The sequence below is a fragment of the Neorhizobium tunisiense genome (genome assembly GCF_039631515.1).
GTDB lineage: Bacteria > Pseudomonadota > Alphaproteobacteria > Rhizobiales > Rhizobiaceae > Neorhizobium.
Genome location: NZ_JBDIUU010000001.1, coordinates 218,263 through 235,489, shown reverse-complemented (window position 1 = coordinate 235,489; position 17,227 = coordinate 218,263). Strand labels below are relative to the sequence as shown.

The 17,227-nt window shown below is 61.9% G+C and carries 20 protein-coding genes; 8 read left to right on the top strand and 12 right to left on the bottom strand.

What is annotated here, in order from left to right:
- Positions 1-146: 146 nt before the first annotated feature.
- The 6 genes from ABCW43_RS01320 to purC all read right to left on the bottom strand — a co-directional run bounded on the left by ABCW43_RS01320 (position 147) and on the right by purC (position 3,351).
- The gene (locus tag ABCW43_RS01320) at positions 147-701 is read right to left on the bottom strand and encodes an acyloxyacyl hydrolase (RefSeq protein WP_345921783.1); all 555 of its coding nucleotides are present in this window, start codon (positions 699-701) and stop codon (positions 147-149) included.
- A gap of 218 nt (positions 702-919) precedes the next feature.
- On the bottom strand, positions 920-1,318 hold the full coding sequence (locus tag ABCW43_RS01315; protein ID WP_345921782.1) for a hypothetical protein: 399 nt from the start codon (positions 1,316-1,318) through the stop codon (positions 920-922).
- Between the two features lie 57 nt (positions 1,319-1,375).
- Positions 1,376-2,056: a phosphoribosylformylglycinamidine synthase subunit PurQ gene (purQ, locus tag ABCW43_RS01310; RefSeq protein WP_210009712.1), complete on the bottom strand. Its 681-nt coding sequence runs from the start codon at positions 2,054-2,056 to the stop codon at positions 1,376-1,378.
- Positions 2,053-2,310, bottom strand: a complete 258-nt coding sequence (locus ABCW43_RS01305) for a hypothetical protein (protein ID WP_345921781.1) — start codon at positions 2,308-2,310, stop codon at positions 2,053-2,055. Before ABCW43_RS01305 ends, purQ begins: the two co-directional genes overlap by 4 nt.
- Before the next feature lie 17 nt (positions 2,311-2,327).
- Positions 2,328-2,570, bottom strand: a complete 243-nt coding sequence (gene purS, locus ABCW43_RS01300) for a phosphoribosylformylglycinamidine synthase subunit PurS (RefSeq protein ID WP_007770062.1) — start codon at positions 2,568-2,570, stop codon at positions 2,328-2,330.
- A gap of 16 nt (positions 2,571-2,586) precedes the next feature.
- Positions 2,587-3,351, bottom strand: a complete 765-nt coding sequence (purC, locus tag ABCW43_RS01295; RefSeq protein WP_210009711.1) for a phosphoribosylaminoimidazolesuccinocarboxamide synthase — start codon at positions 3,349-3,351, stop codon at positions 2,587-2,589.
- 242 nt (positions 3,352-3,593) lie between these two features.
- On the opposite strand from purC, the gene ABCW43_RS01290 reads away from it, so the two are divergent.
- On the top strand, positions 3,594-3,971 hold the full coding sequence (locus tag ABCW43_RS01290; RefSeq protein WP_345923285.1) for an ATPase inhibitor subunit zeta: 378 nt from the start codon (positions 3,594-3,596) through the stop codon (positions 3,969-3,971).
- 36 nt (positions 3,972-4,007) lie between these two features.
- Positions 4,008-4,322 carry a DUF1476 domain-containing protein gene (locus tag ABCW43_RS01285; RefSeq protein WP_210009709.1) on the top strand — a complete coding sequence of 105 codons (315 nt, stop codon included), beginning with the start codon at positions 4,008-4,010 and terminating at the stop codon, positions 4,320-4,322.
- 78 nt (positions 4,323-4,400) lie between these two features.
- Here the strand turns inward: ABCW43_RS01285 and ABCW43_RS01280 are convergent, their stop codons facing one another.
- From ABCW43_RS01280 to ABCW43_RS01255, 6 genes are all read right to left on the bottom strand, one after another.
- On the bottom strand, positions 4,401-6,992 hold the full coding sequence (locus ABCW43_RS01280; RefSeq protein WP_345921780.1) for a sensor domain-containing protein: 2,592 nt from the start codon (positions 6,990-6,992) through the stop codon (positions 4,401-4,403).
- A 126-nt stretch (positions 6,993-7,118) separates the two neighbouring features.
- Positions 7,119-7,673, bottom strand: coding sequence for an RBBP9/YdeN family alpha/beta hydrolase (locus tag ABCW43_RS01275; protein ID WP_345921779.1), 555 nt, complete (start codon positions 7,671-7,673; stop codon positions 7,119-7,121).
- 31 nt (positions 7,674-7,704) lie between these two features.
- Positions 7,705-9,012 (bottom strand): adenylosuccinate lyase, encoded by a 1,308-nt coding sequence (purB, locus tag ABCW43_RS01270; protein WP_345921778.1) that lies wholly within the window; start codon positions 9,010-9,012, stop codon positions 7,705-7,707.
- 85 nt (positions 9,013-9,097) lie between these two features.
- Positions 9,098-9,835: a DUF2259 domain-containing protein gene (locus ABCW43_RS01265; RefSeq protein WP_345921777.1), complete on the bottom strand. Its 738-nt coding sequence runs from the start codon at positions 9,833-9,835 to the stop codon at positions 9,098-9,100.
- A complete protein-coding gene (gene rpe, locus ABCW43_RS01260) occupies positions 9,832-10,521 on the bottom strand; it encodes a ribulose-phosphate 3-epimerase (protein WP_345921776.1) in 690 nt (229 codons plus the stop codon). The genes ABCW43_RS01265 and rpe overlap by 4 nt, the downstream gene beginning before the upstream one ends.
- 61 nt (positions 10,522-10,582) lie before the next feature.
- Positions 10,583-11,656 carry a branched-chain amino acid ABC transporter substrate-binding protein gene (locus ABCW43_RS01255; RefSeq protein ID WP_345921775.1) on the bottom strand — a complete coding sequence of 358 codons (1,074 nt, stop codon included), beginning with the start codon at positions 11,654-11,656 and terminating at the stop codon, positions 10,583-10,585.
- A 174-nt stretch (positions 11,657-11,830) separates the two neighbouring features.
- Between ABCW43_RS01255 and ABCW43_RS01250 the strand changes: the two genes are divergently transcribed.
- The 6 genes from ABCW43_RS01250 to ABCW43_RS01225 are packed head-to-tail and all read left to right on the top strand — an operon-like array spanning position 11,831 to position 17,225.
- Positions 11,831-12,331 carry a flavin reductase gene (locus ABCW43_RS01250; protein ID WP_345921774.1) on the top strand — a complete coding sequence of 167 codons (501 nt, stop codon included), beginning with the start codon at positions 11,831-11,833 and terminating at the stop codon, positions 12,329-12,331.
- Between the two features lie 24 nt (positions 12,332-12,355).
- Positions 12,356-13,285, top strand: coding sequence for an AAA family ATPase (locus tag ABCW43_RS01245; RefSeq protein WP_345921773.1), 930 nt, complete (start codon positions 12,356-12,358; stop codon positions 13,283-13,285).
- A 5-nt stretch (positions 13,286-13,290) separates the two neighbouring features.
- A complete protein-coding gene (locus tag ABCW43_RS01240) occupies positions 13,291-14,568 on the top strand; it encodes a vWA domain-containing protein (RefSeq protein WP_445738877.1) in 1,278 nt (425 codons plus the stop codon).
- Positions 14,565-14,891, top strand: a complete 327-nt coding sequence (locus ABCW43_RS01235) for an XdhC family protein (protein WP_345921772.1) — start codon at positions 14,565-14,567, stop codon at positions 14,889-14,891. Before ABCW43_RS01240 ends, ABCW43_RS01235 begins: the two co-directional genes overlap by 4 nt.
- Positions 14,891-15,586, top strand: a complete 696-nt coding sequence (locus ABCW43_RS01230) for an XdhC family protein (protein ID WP_345921771.1) — start codon at positions 14,891-14,893, stop codon at positions 15,584-15,586. The genes ABCW43_RS01235 and ABCW43_RS01230 overlap by 1 nt, the downstream gene beginning before the upstream one ends.
- A 4-nt stretch (positions 15,587-15,590) precedes the next feature.
- Positions 15,591-17,225: an NTP transferase domain-containing protein gene (locus ABCW43_RS01225; RefSeq protein ID WP_345921770.1), complete on the top strand. Its 1,635-nt coding sequence runs from the start codon at positions 15,591-15,593 to the stop codon at positions 17,223-17,225.
- Positions 17,226-17,227: the final 2 nt, after the last annotated feature.

The window sequence follows — 17,227 nt, the reverse complement described above, 5'->3', positions numbered from 1 at the left end:
TGAAGGGCCAAGCTCTTGGCGCTCTTTAACCTATGTCGCTAAGCGGCGCGACAGGAAAATACTGCCATGCGGCGCTACCGCGTTGCGGCCGGAAAACAAAAAGCGCCGGAAAACCGGCGCCTCAGTTAGAAAATACGCGATCTGGATCAGAACTTGTAGCCGACCGCGATGCCTGCGTAGGAGAGGCCGTCGTTGTGATCGCAAAGATCGGCGTTCGAAGAGTGCTCGACGGTCGCAAGAACGCGCCAGTTGTTGGTGATGTTGTAACCGAGGCCGAGCGATTCATGGAAGAGCACATGGCAGCCGAGCTTCGGACCGTCGTTGGGCTTGTCGAGGTTGCCGTTGTTGAAGGCGCCGCCGAAGCCGAGATCAACGAAGATCTTGTCAGTGATCGGTGCCGTCCAGGTGAAGCCCGCGAACACCTGGCTCGCTTCGCCTGCCGTCGACACGATCGCGCCGACATGGACGCGCGGACGCAGCATATGGTCCATGAAGCTCTGGGCATGGCGCTGGTCGAAGGGGTCGAAGAAGACGGTGGCGGACGGAAATGCGCCCTTCTCGAAGGTGCTCTTGCTCTGGATCGAACCGGAAACGCCGATTCGCACTTCATCGAACAGCCGCTCCTGCGCAAAGGCCGGAGAAAACAGAGCCGACGCCGCTACGATTGCGCCGACCACGGATCCGAAAAATGCCTTGTTCATTCCATCGCCCTCATACGCGCCGCGATTTTTGCGGCTGGCGTGATCCCGATACGGGCCGCCCGCTTCTCGATGACGAAAGTGGTACAATGACGGCTAGCCCCCGTCCAGCGCCGGTTCACAGACCATTATGACTTGTGGCAAAAAAATGGAAAGATTCGGCGGGCCGGTGCAGAGCTGCAACAGATTGTTTACAGAGATGTAAATTCAAATGGTTAATATCAGCAGCCGCTCGCGCCGCCGGCCCAGCGCAGCACGTCGCGCTTGATTCTCTCGCCATCCGGGCCGCTCATCATCGGACCGAACGCGTCGAGGCGGGCCGGATTGCCCTCGGCCTGAACCACCAGCATCGGGCGCGATTCGGGACTGTTGCGCGGCACGGCGAGAATGCGCGGCCGGCCGGAGAAGGAGTTGAGTTCCGGTGCCAGTCGATAGGGCTTGAAGGCCGCGTCGCCCGATTTGAACCAGCAGCTATTGGCGGCAATCGCCACGCGCTCCATCGTCGGCAGCGCCGCACGGTTCGCCGTCACCGCCGCCGGCCGATCCGACTGGCAGGCGGAAAGCGCCATTCCGAGGGCGGCGAGAGGAAATGCAGCAAGCCGGCGATAAGTGAACGGCATCAAGCGTCCTGACGTGGTTTTGATCGTTCTGGGGATCGATCCGGATAAGATGAAGGTTCAGGCGGTCGCCGCGATCACATCGAGTGCCGAGGCGAAAATGCCGCGCCCGTCATTGCCGCCATGGGCGGCTTCGATCAGGTTTTCCGGATGCGGCATCATGCCGAGCACGTTGCCGCGGGTGTTCATGACGCCTGCGATGTCGTTCAGGGAGCCGTTCGGGTTGGTGCCTTCGGCATAACGGAAGACGATTTCGCCACGATCTTCCATGCCAGCCAGGGTGTCCGGATCGACGAAATAGTTGCCGTCGTGATGGGCGACCGGGCAGCGGAGCACCTGGCCCTTTTCATAGGCCCGGGTGAAGTCCGTGTCGGCATTGACCACTTCGAGCTTCACTTCCTTGCAGACGAATTTCAGCGAGGAATTGCGCATCAAGGCGCCGGGCAGCATGCCGGCTTCGACCAAAATCTGGAAACCGTTGCAGACACCGAGCACCTTGACGCCCTTGTCGGCCTTGTCCCTGATCGCCTGCATGACCGGCATGCGGGCCGCGATCGCTCCGCAGCGCAGGTAATCGCCATAGGAAAAACCGCCCGGAATGACGATGAGGTCGACATCATCCGGAATATTGGTCTCGGTCTGCCAGATGGTGATCGGCGCCTTGCCGGAAATCTTGGTGAGGGCGGCGATCATGTCGCGATCGCGATTGAGACCGGGAAGCTGAACGACGGCGGATTTCATGGGTGCGGTTCAAACCTTGCCTGGGCCTCGGCGAGCTCGCGCAGTTCGAGGCGGTTTTCGATACGGTCAAGGCGCTGTCCGTGCCTTTCCAAAGTCATGTAGATGTTATGAATATCCTGATGCATGGAGACCATTGTCCCACGCATCGCATTCATTTCAGGCTTGAGCTCGCGCTGACCGATCTTCAAATCAGTAATATCTGCGTGCATGCGCTTCATGAGCTCATACATCAATTCACTTGTGATCTCGGCCATCACACGCTCCGCAACCTTCAGTCGAGGGCGATAGTATAGTTCTCGATCACAGTGTTTGCCAGCAGCTTCTCGCACATGGCCTTGAGGTCCGCCTCGGCCTTCGCCTTGTCGGTGCCCTCGAGTTCAAGGTCGAAGACCTTGCCCTGGCGGACATGGCCGACGCCGGAAAAACCGAGACTGCCGAGCGCGCCTTCGATGGCTTTGCCCTGCGGATCGAGAACGCCGTTCTTGAGCGTGACCGTTACGCGTGCCTTGATCACTGATCCAACCCCCAGATTACTTGACGAGAACCGGTCCGGTCCCGCGGATCGGTTCGTTTTCATTGATGATGCCGAGACGCCGAGCGACTTCCGAATAGGCTTCAACGAGCCCGCCGAGATCGCGCCGGAAACGGTCCTTGTCCATCTTTTCGCGGGTCTCGATATCCCAGAGGCGGCAGCTGTCCGGCGAGATTTCGTCGGCAAGGATGATGCGCATCATATCGCCTTCGAACAGGCGGCCGCATTCGATCTTGAAGTCGACGAGCTGGATGCCGACGCCGAGGAAGAGCCCCGTGAGGAAGTCGTTGACTCGGATGGCGAGCCCCATGATGTCGTCGAGTTCGGCGGGGTTCGCCCAGCCGAAAGCCGTGATGTGTTCCTCGGAAACCATCGGGTCGGCGAGCGCATCGGACTTGTAGTAGAACTCGATGATCGAGCGCGGCAGGACCATGCCTTCCTCGATGCCGAGTCGGGTCGAGAGCGATCCGGCGGCGACGTTGCGCACCACGATCTCGAGCGGAATCATCTCCACTTCCTTGATCAGCTGTTCGCGCATGTTCAGCCGGCGGATGAAATGCGTCGGGATGCCGATCTTGTTCAGATGGGTGAAGAGGTATTCCGAGATACGGTTGTTGAGGACGCCCTTGCCGTCGATGACGTCATGTTTCTTCTTGTTGAAGGCGGTGGCGTCGTCCTTGAAAAACTGGATGAGCGTGCCGGGCTCGGGGCCTTCATAAAGGATTTTGGCCTTGCCTTCGTAGATACGGCGGCGACGGTTCATGATTCTTGTCTCGTTGTTGGCGCCCCTGACGGACGCAATGGATGATGTTGAGCGGTCCCTTATCGGAAAAGAAAGGGTTTCACAATGCGGGGCTCCAAAACCTTTGTGGGCGAGGGGTTGGCGAAGCTCAACCAGGAATCAGTGAGCTTCAGATTACACGGGTTCTCGAAGGTTTTGCTCTAGCAACTGGGGTGTCCGGGCCGAAAGGGCAATAATAAACAGGAAAAGCAGGGACCCATGACATATATGCTCTTCGTGACAGGGCCAAAGCCGTTGAGGACCAATTTACCTGTAACCAAAGCTTGCGGTTTCGCGCGCAAACTCGCCGCAGGGGCCGATGGGCCGCATCGCTGCTCGGCATTGCCGATGCAGGCGCCTATGCCCGCGATTTGGGATTTTCCACCCTCGACGGCAAGGCTCAGCAGGACTTAGCCATCAAATTGCGTCATGATTTCGACGCAGCCGGTGTCGCAATTCCAGGTGACGAACTGCGATTGGCGATGCCAGGCCTGCTTTCCTCAAGGCGGAAATCGCATTCGTCAATTGCCTGCCACGATTCCGCTTCCGTCCGGACCGGAATCGACAGCCCGCCGATTGCGCTTGGCTCGTCTTTTGATTAATGGGGTCCCATATAAGTTCACTTTGGGAGACCCGAGATGAGTGGCCTCAGCGATCGCGAAAAAGCCTTTGAAAACAAGTTTGCCCTGGACCAGGAATTGAAGTTCAAGGCGCTCGCCCGCCGCAACAAGCTCGTCGGCCTCTGGGCTGCCGGTCTGCTTGGCAAGGCGGATGCTGACGCTTATGCAAAGGAAGTCGTCGTTGCCGACTTCGAGGAGGCGGGCGACGAGGATGTATTCCGCAAGCTGCGCAGCGATCTCGATGCCGCCGGCGTCTCCATCTCCGACCAGGATATCCGTACCAAGATGGTAGAGCTTCTGGCTCAGGCGGTCGATCAGATCGAGAACCAGTAAGCCGTATTGCAGCGCCTCATATATAAAAGCTGCGTCCTGTGGGCGCGGCTTTCTCTGTCTGTGGATGAAATCAGGTTCTCAGCTGCCACTGGGATGCCGCTTGCGGCTGTCCGCTGGTAGGCTTTCGCCGGGACGCCAGCGGCCTGAAAGTATGAAGTCCGGAATGCCGGCGCGGGCCATCGGCCTTGCGAGCGCATACCCCTGCAGGACGTCGCAGCCGAGATCGCGCAGGATACGGATCTGTTCCGTGGTCTCGACGCCTTCCGCGACAACCTCGATATTCAGCGACTTGCCGATCTCGATGATCGATCCGACCATTTTCCGTTGCTTTTGCGACTGCGAGACGAGGCGGACCAGTTCGCGGTCAATCTTCAGGGCGCGCGGATTGAGCCGCAGGAGGCCGATGATCGAGGCGTGGCCGGTGCCGAAATCGTCGATCTCGATCTCGATGCCGAGCTTCCTGAGGTGCGCCAGGTTGCTCAGGACATCCTCGTCGCAGTCGTCGAGGAAGATCGATTCGAGCAGCTCGAAGGATACGGTGCCCGGCTCGATCTTGAGTTTCTTGAGCTTGCGCGACAGCGAAGCATCGCGCAGCCGCCGGTAGGAAACGTTGACCGAAAGTTTTGGGATCGAAAGGCCATGCGCGCGCCAGTCCCGGAAATCGGCAAGCGCCCTGTCGAGGATGGTCCCATCGATCACCGAGACGACGTCGAGCTCCTCGGCCATATCGAGGAATTTGTCCGGGGACAGGATGCCGCGTTCCGGGTGCATCCAGCGCGCCAGCGTTTCCACGCCGGCGATCTCCAGCGTCTGCGCATCGAATTGCAGCTGATAATAGGGAATGAATTCGTCGCGCTCGAGAGCAAGAAGGATTTCGTCTGAGATGCGCTTGGTGCTGATGATCTCGTTCTGGGTGTCTGCTGAGAAGAATTCGTGCCGGTTGCGGCCGCGGTTCTTGGCCCTGTAGAGGGCGATATCGGCGTTCAGGAGAAGCTGTCTCGCATCGACATCCGCTCCCGTATGGCAGGCGATGCCGATGCTGGCGCCGAAACGGCAGTCGTGGCCCTCATAGGATACCGGCTTGCGCAATTCCCTGATGATGCGGTCGGCCAGATGCGAAAGCTTGCGCGGCGAGCCTTCGAATTTCGACAGGATGACAAATTCGTCGCCGCCGATACGGGCGACGAAATCCCCCTTGCGGATCGTGCCTTTGAGGATTTTCGCCGCATGCTTCAGCATCATGTCGCCGGCACTGTGGCCAAGCGTGTCGTTGATCTGCTTGAAGCGATCGAGGTCGATGTGGAGGATCGCGATGCCGTGTCCGTCGCGGGCACATTCCGCCGCAACGCGGTCCAGCATCTCGTCGAGGTAACGCCGGTTTGGGAGATCGGTCAGGTAGTCGTGCATCGCATTGTGCTCGATGCTGGTGCGGGCGGCCTCGAGTTCGCGGTTGCGGGCCTCGGCAAGCGTCTTTGCCCGTTCGAGTTCGCGGTGAAGCGTAACGTCAGCCGTGACATCCCAGTTGGCGCCGACCATTTTCTGGTGACCGTTGCCGTCGACGAAAGACATGGTGCGCGTGCGCACGACGCGTTCGGAACCGTCCCGCAGTATCACGCGGTATTGGTCCGAGAAGCGCTTGCCCTCTTCGATATTGGCAAGGACGTTTGCCTGAACGCGCGCGGCATCGTCGGGGTGCAGCAAGCTTTCCCAGAGCCCGCCGATCTTCACTTCCTCGCTCTTTGCCAGCCCGTAGATCCGGAACATCCGTTCGTCCCATTCAACCTCGCCGGTGGCAAAGTCGGATTCGTAGACGCCGATGCCGGATATTTCGAGTGCCATGTCGAGCCGCCGCGACATCTGCGCCGTGGTTTCCTCCGCGGCCTTGCGGGCGGTGATGTCCGTGTCGGTGCCAACGACGCGGGTGGCCTTGCCGTTCGCGTCCCATTCGACGCAGGCGCCCCGGCATTCGATCCAGACCCAATGCCCCTGCTTGTGGCGTTCGCGATAGTCGAAAACGGCGTAGGCAGGATCCCCGGCGGTCTGCCGCTCCATGGCATGGACGACACGCGCATGGTCGTCAGGATGGACAAGCTTTAGCCAATCCTCCGTGCTGGCGGCCAGCGGGTCCTCCGGCGACATTCCCCGAATCTGCCGCCACACCGGCGAGTAATATTTCTGGCCGGTTGCGTAGTTATGGTCCCAGACGCCTGAGACGGAGCTTACCAGCGCGTTGTTCCAACGGCTTTCGCGTTCGGCAAGTTCTTCGAACTGCCGTCTTTGGGCGGTGATGTCCGTCAGGTGGGCTGCAAACAGACACTGGTCTTTGAAATTTCTTCCGAGCGGCGTGACGGTCGCCACCACCCATCGCTGCGAACCGGCCGGGTTCATGATGCGCAGTTCGAGGTGTTCCGCCGGGGAATCGATGTTCAGGCCCTGGATCGCCCGAGGGATACTGTCTTGGTCATCGCGATGCAGGAGGGCCGACAAGGCAGTCGGTGGCAGGCCTTCGCCAATCCATTCGCGTTTGAATGTGCTGTTTGCGAACAGCAGCCGAGCGGCATGATCGATGATGGCAATCGGGAAAGGAGCTGCCTGGAATACCGTCTCAAGAACGCCGATCTCGTCTCCTGGGCCGGAGTCCAATAGGCGTGAGAGAACATTTGACGGCATCGGCACAGCCTGGCTCGCTGGAAAACGAGCGGGCATCTTAACAAGTGTCAATTAAATCCAGCTTAAAAATGCTGTTCGAATTAACGCACCCGGAAATTATGGGTCAACGCCGTTTCCACTGTGCTTTCAAGGCTTCAAGCGGCTGATGAACTGTGCGAAGACCATTGTGCCTTCCGGCCAGGGGCCGTGACCGGATTCCTGGTTGATGTGGCCGGCTTCCCCGGCATCGACGAGCATCGAACCCCAGGCGGATGCGATGTCGTCCGCATGTTCATAGGAGCCGAATGGATCGTTGCGGCTTGCGACCGTCAGCGACGGGAAGGGGAGCGGATCACGCGGGTAGGGGCCGAAGGTCAGCAGGTGTTTGGGCCGGATGGAGGGATTGTCCACTTCCGGCGGGGCCACGAAAAAGGCGCCAGCCACCGGTTTCGTGAACAGCGGCACGGCGTGGACGACCGTCGGGATGCCGAGCGAATGCGCGACGATGACAACGGGCCGTGTCGCACGGTTCACCTCTTCGGCGACACGTGTGACCCAGTCCTCGCGCACCGGCTTCGACCATTCCTCCTGCTCGACCCGCCGGGCTGTCGTGAGTTTCTGCTCCCAACGGGTCTGCCAGTGATGCGGCCCGGAATTGGTGTAGCCGGGGACGATCAATATATCTGCTTCGGATGCCTTCATGGCGCCTATCTGTGTTCGCCGAGGGTCAAGATCAAGCCTCGCCGAAAACCCGGCGGAAGATCGTGTCCACATGCTTGGTGTGATAGCCGAGGTCGAATTTCTCGCGCAGGTCTTCTTCGGACAGCGCGGCACGGACTTCCTGATCCGCCAGCAACTCCTCGAGGAAATCCTTGCCTTCTTCCCAGACCTTCATCGCGTTGCGCTGCACGAGACGATAGGCGTCCTCGCGGGAGACGCCGGCCTGCGTAAGCGCAAGCAGAACCCGCTGCGAGTGAACAAGCCCTCGGAACTTGTTCATATTCTTCATCATGTTCTCGGGGTAGACGAGCAGCTTGTCGATCACGCTGGTCATGCGCGCCAGCGCGAAATCGAGCGTTACCGTCGCGTCCGGGCCGATCATCCGCTCGACGGAGGAGTGGGAAATGTCGCGTTCGTGCCAGAGCGCCACGTTTTCCATGGCCGGCAATGCGTAGGAACGCACCATGCGGGCAAGGCCGGTCAGGTTTTCGGTCAGCACCGGATTGCGCTTGTGCGGCATTGCCGACGAGCCCTTCTGGCCTGGCGAGAAAAACTCTTCCGCTTCGAGGACTTCGGTGCGCTGCAGGTGGCGGACCTCGATCGACAGCCGTTCGATCGACGAGGCGATGACGCCGAGGATCGCGAAATACATGGCGTGGCGGTCGCGCGGGATGACCTGGGTGGAGACCGGCTCCGGCTTCAGGCCCATGGCGGCGGCGACATGCTCCTCGACGCGCGGATCGATATTGGCAAAGGTCCCGACGGCGCCGGAAATCGCGCAGGTGGCGATCTCGTCGCGGGCTTCGAGCAGGCGGGTCTTGTTGCGGTCGAATTCCGCATAGGCCTGGGCGAGCTTGACGCCGAACGTCGTCGGCTCGGCATGGATGCCGTGGCTGCGGCCGATCGTGACCGTATCCTTGTGCTCGAAGGCGCGGCGCTTCAGCGCTTCCAGCAGCTTGTCGATATCTGCGAGCAGCAGATCCGTGGCGCGCACCAGCTGGACGCTGAAGCAGGTGTCGAGCACGTCGGAGGACGTCATGCCCTGGTGGATGAAGCGGCTGTCCGGGCCGACGAATTCGGCGAGATGAGTGAGGAAGGCGATGACGTCATGCTTGGTGACGGCTTCGATCTCGTCGATGCGCGCAACGTCGAACGTGGCCGAGCCGCCCTTTGCCCAGATCGTCTCCGCTGCCGACTTCGGGATCACGCCGATCGCCGCAAGCGCATCGCAGGCATGAGCCTCGATCTCGAACCAGATGCGGAACTTGGTTTCGGGCGACCAGATGGCGACCATCTCGGGCCGCGAGTAACGGGGGATCATGGGCTTGTCGTTTCCTTCACGTGTGCTGGCTGCGCTGTAGCAAGAAGCGCGGCCAAGCTCAAGTTTTTGAGGCAATCAAACAGGATTAGGGCGCCGTCTTGATCGGAACGGCGATCCAGCGTCCGTTCTGACCCTCGAAACCGGCGCTGAGGACCATGATGAACGCGACTTCGACCGGAGCGCCTTCGAGCGACGAGCCGCTGACGACACCGGCGAGCCGGTAACCGGTGACGCAGCCGCGCGAGGCCGGAATGCGCCGGTCTTCGTGGACCACGTCATTGACAGGCTTCCCGTTCCGTTCGGTAAAACGAAGGCGCATGGAGACCGTCTTTTCGACTATGCCTTCACATTGCGGGCCGAGTGGCTGCGGGACCTCGTCGAGGACAAGCGTGTTGGCCTCTCCGACCGGCGGCACGGCCGGCACGCTGCGATAGCGGAGCTGATGGGGGTCGTTGTCGATCTCGGTGATCGGGTTGAAGGCCACGAGTTCGCCCGGATGATTGGCGAGCTCGTGGGTTTCGACCATCACATCCGCGTCATTGTGGACCTGCCAGCGGGCTTTGGCGATCGTCGCTCCATCCTGTTCCAGCCGAACCCGGTATGGTGTTCCGGGCAGGTAGGTATCCTTGTTGAGGTCGAGCGCGTAGATATTGGCATAGGGAAAGCCGGATCCGTCCTGGACGCCGTATTCCTCGAAGGCGAAAACGGCGCCGTCGGAGGAAAAGCCGATCGGGCGGACGCTTGCGATATCGGCCGCGGACGTGGAGCCGGCGAACAACATCGCCGCAAATGCCGGAACCGAAGATCGCAAGGCTGATATCATCTGCGTCCGTCCTCCGCCGCGGCTTTCAGCCGCGCGATGTTCTCACGATAGGCCGCGATTCCTTCGCCTTTGTAAACCGCAGATCCTGCAACGAAGACATTGGCGCCCGCAGCGGTTGCCGCGCCGATCGTGTCGGCGGTAATGCCGCCATCGACTTCAAGCTCGATCGGCCGGCTGCCGATCATCGCCTTGGCAGCGCGTATCTTGTCCGTCATTGCGGGAATGAACTTCTGGCCGCCGAAGCCCGGATTGACGCTCATGATCAGGATCAGGTCGATATCGTCCAACACGTTTTCGATCGCCGAGAGCGGAGTTGCCGGGTTGAGCGTGACGCCGACCTTCTTGCCGAGCGAGCGGATCGTCTGAAGCGAGCGGTGGAGGTGCGGCCCGGCCTCGACATGCACGGTAATGCCGTCGCATCCGGCCTTGGCGAAGGCTTCGAGGTAAGGATCGGCCGGCGAGATCATCAGGTGGCAGTCGAAAAAGGCTGTAGTGTAAGATCGCAACGACTTGATGACGTCAGGTCCGAACGAGATGTTCGGCACGAAATGCCCGTCCATCACGTCGAGATGGACCCATTCGGCTCCCGCATCGACGGCGTCGCGCACTTCCTGGCCGAGCTTTGAAAAATCGGCTGCGAGAATGGACGGGGCGATACGGATCGGCAGGGCGGTGGCGAGCGTCATGGGTCGAAAGTCTCCGGTTGTCGAAGGTCCCTCTAACATTGCGGCGTGGGCGGAACAATCGTCAGTCAGTCGCGGCGCGCGAGAGCACGAACGTCGATCCACGCCATTCGAGCAGGCGGAACGGATTTTCCTTCAGTTCGTGGCCCCGATTGAAGCCGATCGGCCCGATCACGGTATTGAAGGAGCGGCTGCCGATCGTCTGTACCAGGGGCTGGCCTGCTGCAGCAGTCGCCGCCTGGTGAACAAGCTCGGTCGCGGCATAGGCAGGCAGCATATAGCCGTCCGCGTCGAGATTTTTCGCACGCAAGGCTGCGACAGCGGGGGTCGCGGAGGGCAGGGTGGCATAATCCGGGAGGGCGACGGCCAGGACGCCCTCGCGCAGGGGCACCGGACGGTTGGCGGCACGCAAGTTGTCGCCGCCCAGCAAGGTGAGGGGAAAGTTTTCGGAAGCGCCGTCGCGGGCGATGATCGCCATGTCGTTGCGGTCGCCGCCGACGAACACGTGGCTTGCGCCCGCCTTGGCGAGACGGCGCACCAGCGCCACCTGCTGCTCCTGACCAGGTCGGAACGTGTCGGTGAAGATCGGCGTGATGCCCATTGGTTCCAGATGCTGGCGGATTGCGCTGGCAAGCTCGCGACCGTAGATCGTGCCGTCCTCGACCAGCGCGATCGGCTCCGCCTTCCAGATGCCAAGGATGGTTTCGGACAGTTTTTTCGCCTCGTCGCCTTCGGCCGGCGCCATGCGGAAGAACGGCCAGCCGTTGCGCAGCGTGTCTTCCATCAGGATTTTCGAGCGCACCGAAATGGTGACGGCCGGAATCTGGCCCGCCTTCAGCAGTGGCAATGCGGTGGAGAGCGTTTCGACGCAGAGGAAGCCGATAGCGGCGGACACCTTGGCAGCGGTGAGGTTTTTGGCCGCGGCAATGCCACCGTTTTCGTCACAGCTTTCATCGATCTCGACGAGGGTGTCGCCGCCGGCTTCAGCTGCTGCGCGTGCGCCCTGAAAGACCTGGGTGCCGAGCGGTGCGTATGGGCCGGAGCGCGGCGCGACGACTCCGATCACTGCCGCCGGTGCCGATCCGCATCCGAGAAACGAAGCCAGCAGTCCGGCGATGATGAAACGTCGTGCTGTCATGTTTTTCCTGGGATTCTTTCTCGAAGCGACATTTAGCTTTCTCATCGCAGCCGTCAAAGAGAATCGGCTTTTGAAAGTAAAAAGCCGCAACTCCGGTGGACATCAAGGGTTTTTGCCACCATATCTCGAAGAGTAATGCGGGGCTGACAGCAGCCCTCGGATGCCTTTCAAGAGATGCCTTTGACGGACCAGCCTTTCCTCGACCCCGTCCACTACCGGAACGGCATGGCACGATATGCTGGCCACGTCCAGGTTGTGACGACGGAATTCGAAGGCGTGCGGCGCGGCGTGACGGTGACGGCAGCCTGCTCGGTCTCGGACAACCCGCCGACCGTGCTTGTCTGCCTCAACGGCAGCAACGTGAACAATGCCATCTTTGAAAGGAGCGGCGTCTTTGCTTTGAATTCGCTCGCGGCGCATCATCAGGCGCTCGCGACGGGCTTTGCGGGGTTGAGCGGCATTCCCGCCGAAGAGCGGTTCGCGCTCGGAGATTGGAAGACGCTGGTGACCGGCGCTCCGGTACTGGTCGATGCCGTCGTCAGCTTTGATTGCCGGCTGACCGACATAAAACGGGTTTCGACGCATTTCGTCATGTTCGGCGAGGTGAAGGCCATGCATTTCGGCGAGGCGAACCCCTCGCTCATCTATCTGGATCGCGGCTTTCGTAGCTTATAGGATGCCGTTTGAAAGGGTGTGAACATGCCTGAAGGAAAAACGAGCGCTTTGCCGACCTCGATCGACGAGACGATCGCGCTTTTGGGCGCCGAGGATTATCTTGCCGGGCGCTCGCTCGGCACGGTGATCTTCCTGGCGCTGAAGATGAAGCGCCCGCTCTTCCTCGAAGGCGAAGCCGGCGTCGGCAAGACCGAGATCGCCAAGGCGCTGGCCAAGGCCCTGAACCGGCCGCTGATCCGGCTGCAGTGTTACGAAGGCCTCGATATCTCCTCGGCGGTCTACGAATGGAACTATCCGGCCCAGATGCTGGACATCCGGCTTTCGGAGGCCTCCGGTATCAAGGATCGCACCCGCATCGAGGCGGATCTGTTTTCCGAACGCCACCTGATCCGCCGGCCGGTGCTGCAGGCGCTTGGCCAGCCGGGTGGCCCGGCGCCGGTCTTCCTGATCGACGAACTCGACCGCACCGATGAGGCTTTCGAAGCCTTTCTGCTCGAAGTGCTGTCCGATTTCCAGGTGACGATCCCCGAGCTCGGCACGATCAAGGCGCAAGAGCCGCCGATCGTCATCATCACCACCAACCGCACCCGGGAGATCCACGACGCGCTGAAGCGGCGCTGCCTGTATCACTGGGTGGATTATCCGGATGCGGCCCAGGAACTGGAGATCATCCGCCGCAAGGTGCCGCAATGTTCGGAAACGCTGTCGCGGCAGGTGGTCGCCTATGTGCAGAAGCTCCGAACGGTCGATCTCTTCAAGAACCCCGGCGTTGCCGAAACCATCGACTGGGCGACGGCGCTGACCGAGCTCGACCGGATCGCGCTCGATCCTGAAACTATCGCCGATACGCTTGGGACTCTTTTGAAATATCAGGACGATATCGCCCGCATCAAAGGCGGAGAAGGCGAACGGGTGCTTTCCGAGGTGAAGGCCGAATTGCTGGCAGCGGGATAGGGGCCATGGCAGGCTTGAGCGACGACGGAATGATCGTCCCGCCGGTTCCGGCGGGCGCTGGAGGCTTTGGCGCGGGCGATGGCCGGCTTGCGGACAACCTCGTTTATTTCTCCCGCGTATTGCGCCGTGCCGGGCTGAAGACCGGGCCGGCCGCTGCCGGCGACGCGATTGCCGCCGTCGATGCGATCGGCATCGGCTCGCGGGAAGAATTCCACGCGGCGCTGTCGGCCGTCTTCGTCAGGCGGCACGAGGACCAGCCGGTCTTCGACGAGGCCTTTCGCCTGTTCTGGCGCTCCCGCGATCTGGTCGGCAAGATGATCTCGATGATGTCGCCGAAGGCCGCCGACAATCGGGAACGGGAAAAGCAGAAGGCCGGCGCCACCCGCGTCAGCGAGGCGCTCACCGCCGACCAGCCGGAGTCCCCAAACCGCAAGAAACCGCCGGAGATCGAAGTGGACTCCCGCTTGACGACCTCTGCCGGCGAGATCCTCAAACGGATGGATTTTGCCCAGATGAGCGCGGCCGAACTGGCCGAAGCCCGGCGCCAACTGATGAAGCTCGCTCTGCCTTTGGACAAGGTGGCGACGCGCCGGTTCCGGCCGTCCAACCGCCCGCCGAGGATCGACCCGCGCGCCACCATGCGTCAGGCGATGAAGAGCGGTGGCGATCTCATTTTGCCGCGGTTTCGCGAACGCAAGACCGCGCCGCCGCCGCTGGTCGTGCTCGCCGATATTTCCGGCTCGATGAGCCAGTACACCCGCATCTTTCTGCATTTTCTGCATGCGCTGACGGAAAGGCGCACCAGGGTGCATACCTTCCTGTTTGGCACCCGGCTGACCAACGTCACCCGCCAGATGCGCCGCCGCGATCCGGACGAAGCGCTGTCGGGCTGCACCGACGCGGTGCGCGACTGGTCCGGCGGAACGCGGATCGGCGCGACGCTTGCCGAATTCAACCGGCTCTGGTCGCGCCGCGTGCTGGGGCAGGGTGCCGTCGTGCTGCTCATCACCGACGGCCTGGAGCGTGAAGGCGTCGAAGAACTGGAACGGGAAATGGATAGGCTGCATCGCTCCTGCCGCCGCCTGATCTGGTTGAACCCGCTGTTGCGCTTCGATGGTTTCGAGGCCCGGGCGCGTGGCGTGCGCGCCATGCTGCCGCATGTGGACGAGTTTCGCGCCGTCCATAACCTGCAGTCGCTTGCCGATTTGGCGATTGCGTTGTCGGGTGATCACACAAAGGCCGCGGACCCGCGGCGCTATATTGACATGAGGAGGGTCACATGACTGTTTCCGAAATTCTGGACCCGTTGCTGACCGCCGAGAGCTGGAAGCAGGCTGGCCGCGACGTGGCGATAGCCACGGTGATCGAGACCTGGGGTTCGGCGCCGCGGCCGACCGGCAGCCATCTCGTCATCGACGGCGATGGCAATTTCGAAGGCTCAGTCTCCGGCGGCTGCGTCGAGGGCGCTGTCATCACGGAGGCGCTCGACGTCATCGAGAGCGGCGCCCCGAAAATGCTGGAATTCGGCGTTGCCGACGAGACCGCGTGGCGGGTCGGCCTGTCCTGCGGCGGCCGGATCCAGGTTTATGTGGAAAGGCTCGGCTGATGCAGCTCGAGGTACTGACGAAACTCAACGCCGCAAGGCGCTCCCGCAGGGCTGCCGTGGTCGTCACCGATCTTGCGAGCGATGACACGCGGGTCGTCCTGGAGGGCGAGGCCACCTCCGGTCCGCTCGGCGAGGAGATCGCCAAGACGTTTCGCAGCGGCAAGGCGGGAACGGTCGACGTCGAGGGTCGATCGCTGTTCCTCAACGTGCACCTGCCGCCGCCGCGTATCGTGGTGATCGGCGCCGTGCATATCAGCCAGGCGCTGGCCCGGCTGGCTCCGGTCGCCGGGTATGACCTGACGATCATCGATCCGCGTACGGCTTTCGCGACGGAGGAACGTTTCGAGGGCGTCGAACTGATCGCCGACTGGCCGGAAGACGTGTTGAAGGATCGCCCGCTCGACGCCTATACGGCACTGGCGGCCGTCACCCACGATCCGAAGATCGACGATTTCCCGCTCTCCGAAGCACTGCGGGTCGGGTGCTTTTACGTCGGCGCGCTCGGCAGCCGGAAAACCCATGCGAAGCGTGTGGAGCGGCTGAAGGAAATGGGCCGCACCGACAACGAGATTGGCCGCATCGCCGCGCCGATCGGCCTCGACATCGGGGCCGCAAGCCCTGCCGAAATCGCGCTCGCCACGCTGGCCCAGATCGTCCAGGCGTTCCGCCGGCGCGACCTTGTCGCTGCAGGGTGACATCATGAGATACGGGACGTTCGGACTCGGCGAGGCGGAAGGCGTGGTCCTTGCGCATAGCATACGGCTCCCGGCCGGCCGCATGTCGAAAGGGCAGATGTTGTCGGCGGATGATATCGCCCGGCTTTCGGACGAAGGCGTCCAATCCGTCGTCGCGGTCCGGCTCGAACCGGGCGACATGCTGGAGGACGCCGCCGCCCAGGCGATTGTCGAGGCGATCGCGCCGGACAATCTGCGTTTCTCGGAGGCGACCACCGGCCGGGTCAACATCTATGCCAAGGTGGATGGGCTCTTCGTCGCTAACAAGGTCGTGGTCGATGCGCTGAACCGCATCGACCCGGCGATCACGCTTGCCTGTCTTGCCGACCATGTGGCGGTGCGGACCGGCGACATGGTGGCGACCGTCAAGATCATTCCGCTTGCCGTCGGCGGCGCAAAGGTCGCCGCGGCGGCGGCTCTGCTGGCAGAATCGATCGCTTTTGAGGTAAAAGCCTTCCGTCCCCGTGCGGTGACGCTGGTCGCAACCGAGCTTCCTTCGCTGAAAGCGTCGGTCATGGATCGGACAGCGAAGCTGCTGGAGCAGAGGCTCGCGCCATCCGGTAGCCGGCTAATAAAAGAGATCCGCATTCCCCATTCCGCCGAACGTCTTACCGAGGTTCTACAGCAGCTTCGACCCGAGAAAATTAATGAGCCGGCTATGATTATTGTCTTCGGAGCATCGGCTGTGGCCGATCCGGATGACGTCATTCCGGCCGCCATCCGCCGCGCGGGCGGCGGGGTGGATCAGGTCGGCATGCCCGTCGATCCCGGCAATCTCCTGGTTCTCGGGCGAATTGGCAATGTTCCGGTGCTGGGTGCGCCGGGCTGCGCCCGTTCGCCGAAGGAAAACGGTTTCGACTGGGTGCTGAACCGGCTGATGGCCGGCGAGACGCCGACCTCCTTCGATATTACCGGCATGGGGGTAGGCGGACTGCTGATGGAAATCCCGACCCGACCGCGCCCGCGCGATGCCACGGCGGAAAAGGCGGCGACCTTGTCGGTCGGCGCTCTGATGCTCGCCGCCGGCCAGGCGCGGCGCATGGGCAAGGGCGGCCCCCACAAGTTGCTCGCCGAATTCGACGGCATCCCGCTCGTCCGCCGCACGGCAGAGAGAGTGCTGGCGTCGGAGGCTTCGCCGGTCGTCGCGGTAACCGGCCATCGGCGCGACGAGATCGAGACGGCGCTTGCCGGCCTCGATCTGCGCCCTCATTTCAATCCGGACTATGGGTCCGGCATGGCAAGCTCGCTGGTTGCCGGGTTTTCAAGCTCGGAACTGACCTCGAAGGACGGCATCCTGGTCATGCTGGCCGACATGCCGGGCGTCACCACGGATCATCTGAACATGCTGATCGCCGCCTTCCGTCAGGCCGGCGGCGGTGTCGTGGTCCGTTCGGTCTCGGACGGAAAACGCGGCAACCCGATCATTCTCCCGCGAATTGCCTATGATGCCGTATTGCGGCTGGAAGGCGATGTCGGGGCCCGCGCGATCATCGAGAACTCTGGGCTTTCGGTGATCGACGTGGACATAGGGCCCGCCGCGCATTTGGATGTCGATACACCCGAGGCGGTGACCGCCGCCGGCGGGATTTTGAAAAGGTAGCC

Coding starts and splice junctions, on each gene's coding strand:
- ABCW43_RS01320 (WP_345921783.1), bottom strand. CDS start 701: ATGAACAAGGCATTTTTCGGATCCGTGGTCGGCGCAATCGTAGCGGCG.
- ABCW43_RS01280 (WP_345921780.1), bottom strand. CDS start 6,992: ATGCCGTCAAATGTTCTCTCACGCCTATTGGACTCCGGCCCAGGAGAC.
- purQ (WP_210009712.1), bottom strand. CDS start 2,056: ATGAAATCCGCCGTCGTTCAGCTTCCCGGTCTCAATCGCGATCGCGAC.
- ABCW43_RS01230 (WP_345921771.1), top strand. CDS start 14,891: ATGCAGCTCGAGGTACTGACGAAACTCAACGCCGCAAGGCGCTCCCGC.
- ABCW43_RS01315 (WP_345921782.1), bottom strand. CDS start 1,318: ATGCCGTTCACTTATCGCCGGCTTGCTGCATTTCCTCTCGCCGCCCTC.
- ABCW43_RS01265 (WP_345921777.1), bottom strand. CDS start 9,835: ATGATATCAGCCTTGCGATCTTCGGTTCCGGCATTTGCGGCGATGTTG.
- ABCW43_RS01255 (WP_345921775.1), bottom strand. CDS start 11,656: ATGACAGCACGACGTTTCATCATCGCCGGACTGCTGGCTTCGTTTCTC.
- ABCW43_RS01275 (WP_345921779.1), bottom strand. CDS start 7,673: ATGAAGGCATCCGAAGCAGATATATTGATCGTCCCCGGCTACACCAAT.
- ABCW43_RS01285 (WP_210009709.1), top strand. CDS start 4,008: ATGAGTGGCCTCAGCGATCGCGAAAAAGCCTTTGAAAACAAGTTTGCC.
- rpe (WP_345921776.1), bottom strand. CDS start 10,521: ATGACGCTCGCCACCGCCCTGCCGATCCGTATCGCCCCGTCCATTCTC.
- ABCW43_RS01245 (WP_345921773.1), top strand. CDS start 12,356: ATGCCTGAAGGAAAAACGAGCGCTTTGCCGACCTCGATCGACGAGACG.
- purC (WP_210009711.1), bottom strand. CDS start 3,351: ATGAACCGTCGCCGCCGTATCTACGAAGGCAAGGCCAAAATCCTTTAT.
- ABCW43_RS01235 (WP_345921772.1), top strand. CDS start 14,565: ATGACTGTTTCCGAAATTCTGGACCCGTTGCTGACCGCCGAGAGCTGG.
- purB (WP_345921778.1), bottom strand. CDS start 9,012: ATGATCCCCCGTTACTCGCGGCCCGAGATGGTCGCCATCTGGTCGCCC.
- ABCW43_RS01240 (WP_445738877.1), top strand. CDS start 13,291: ATGGCAGGCTTGAGCGACGACGGAATGATCGTCCCGCCGGTTCCGGCG.
- ABCW43_RS01305 (WP_345921781.1), bottom strand. CDS start 2,310: ATGGCCGAGATCACAAGTGAATTGATGTATGAGCTCATGAAGCGCATG.
- ABCW43_RS01250 (WP_345921774.1), top strand. CDS start 11,831: ATGCCTTTGACGGACCAGCCTTTCCTCGACCCCGTCCACTACCGGAAC.
- ABCW43_RS01225 (WP_345921770.1), top strand. CDS start 15,591: ATGAGATACGGGACGTTCGGACTCGGCGAGGCGGAAGGCGTGGTCCTT.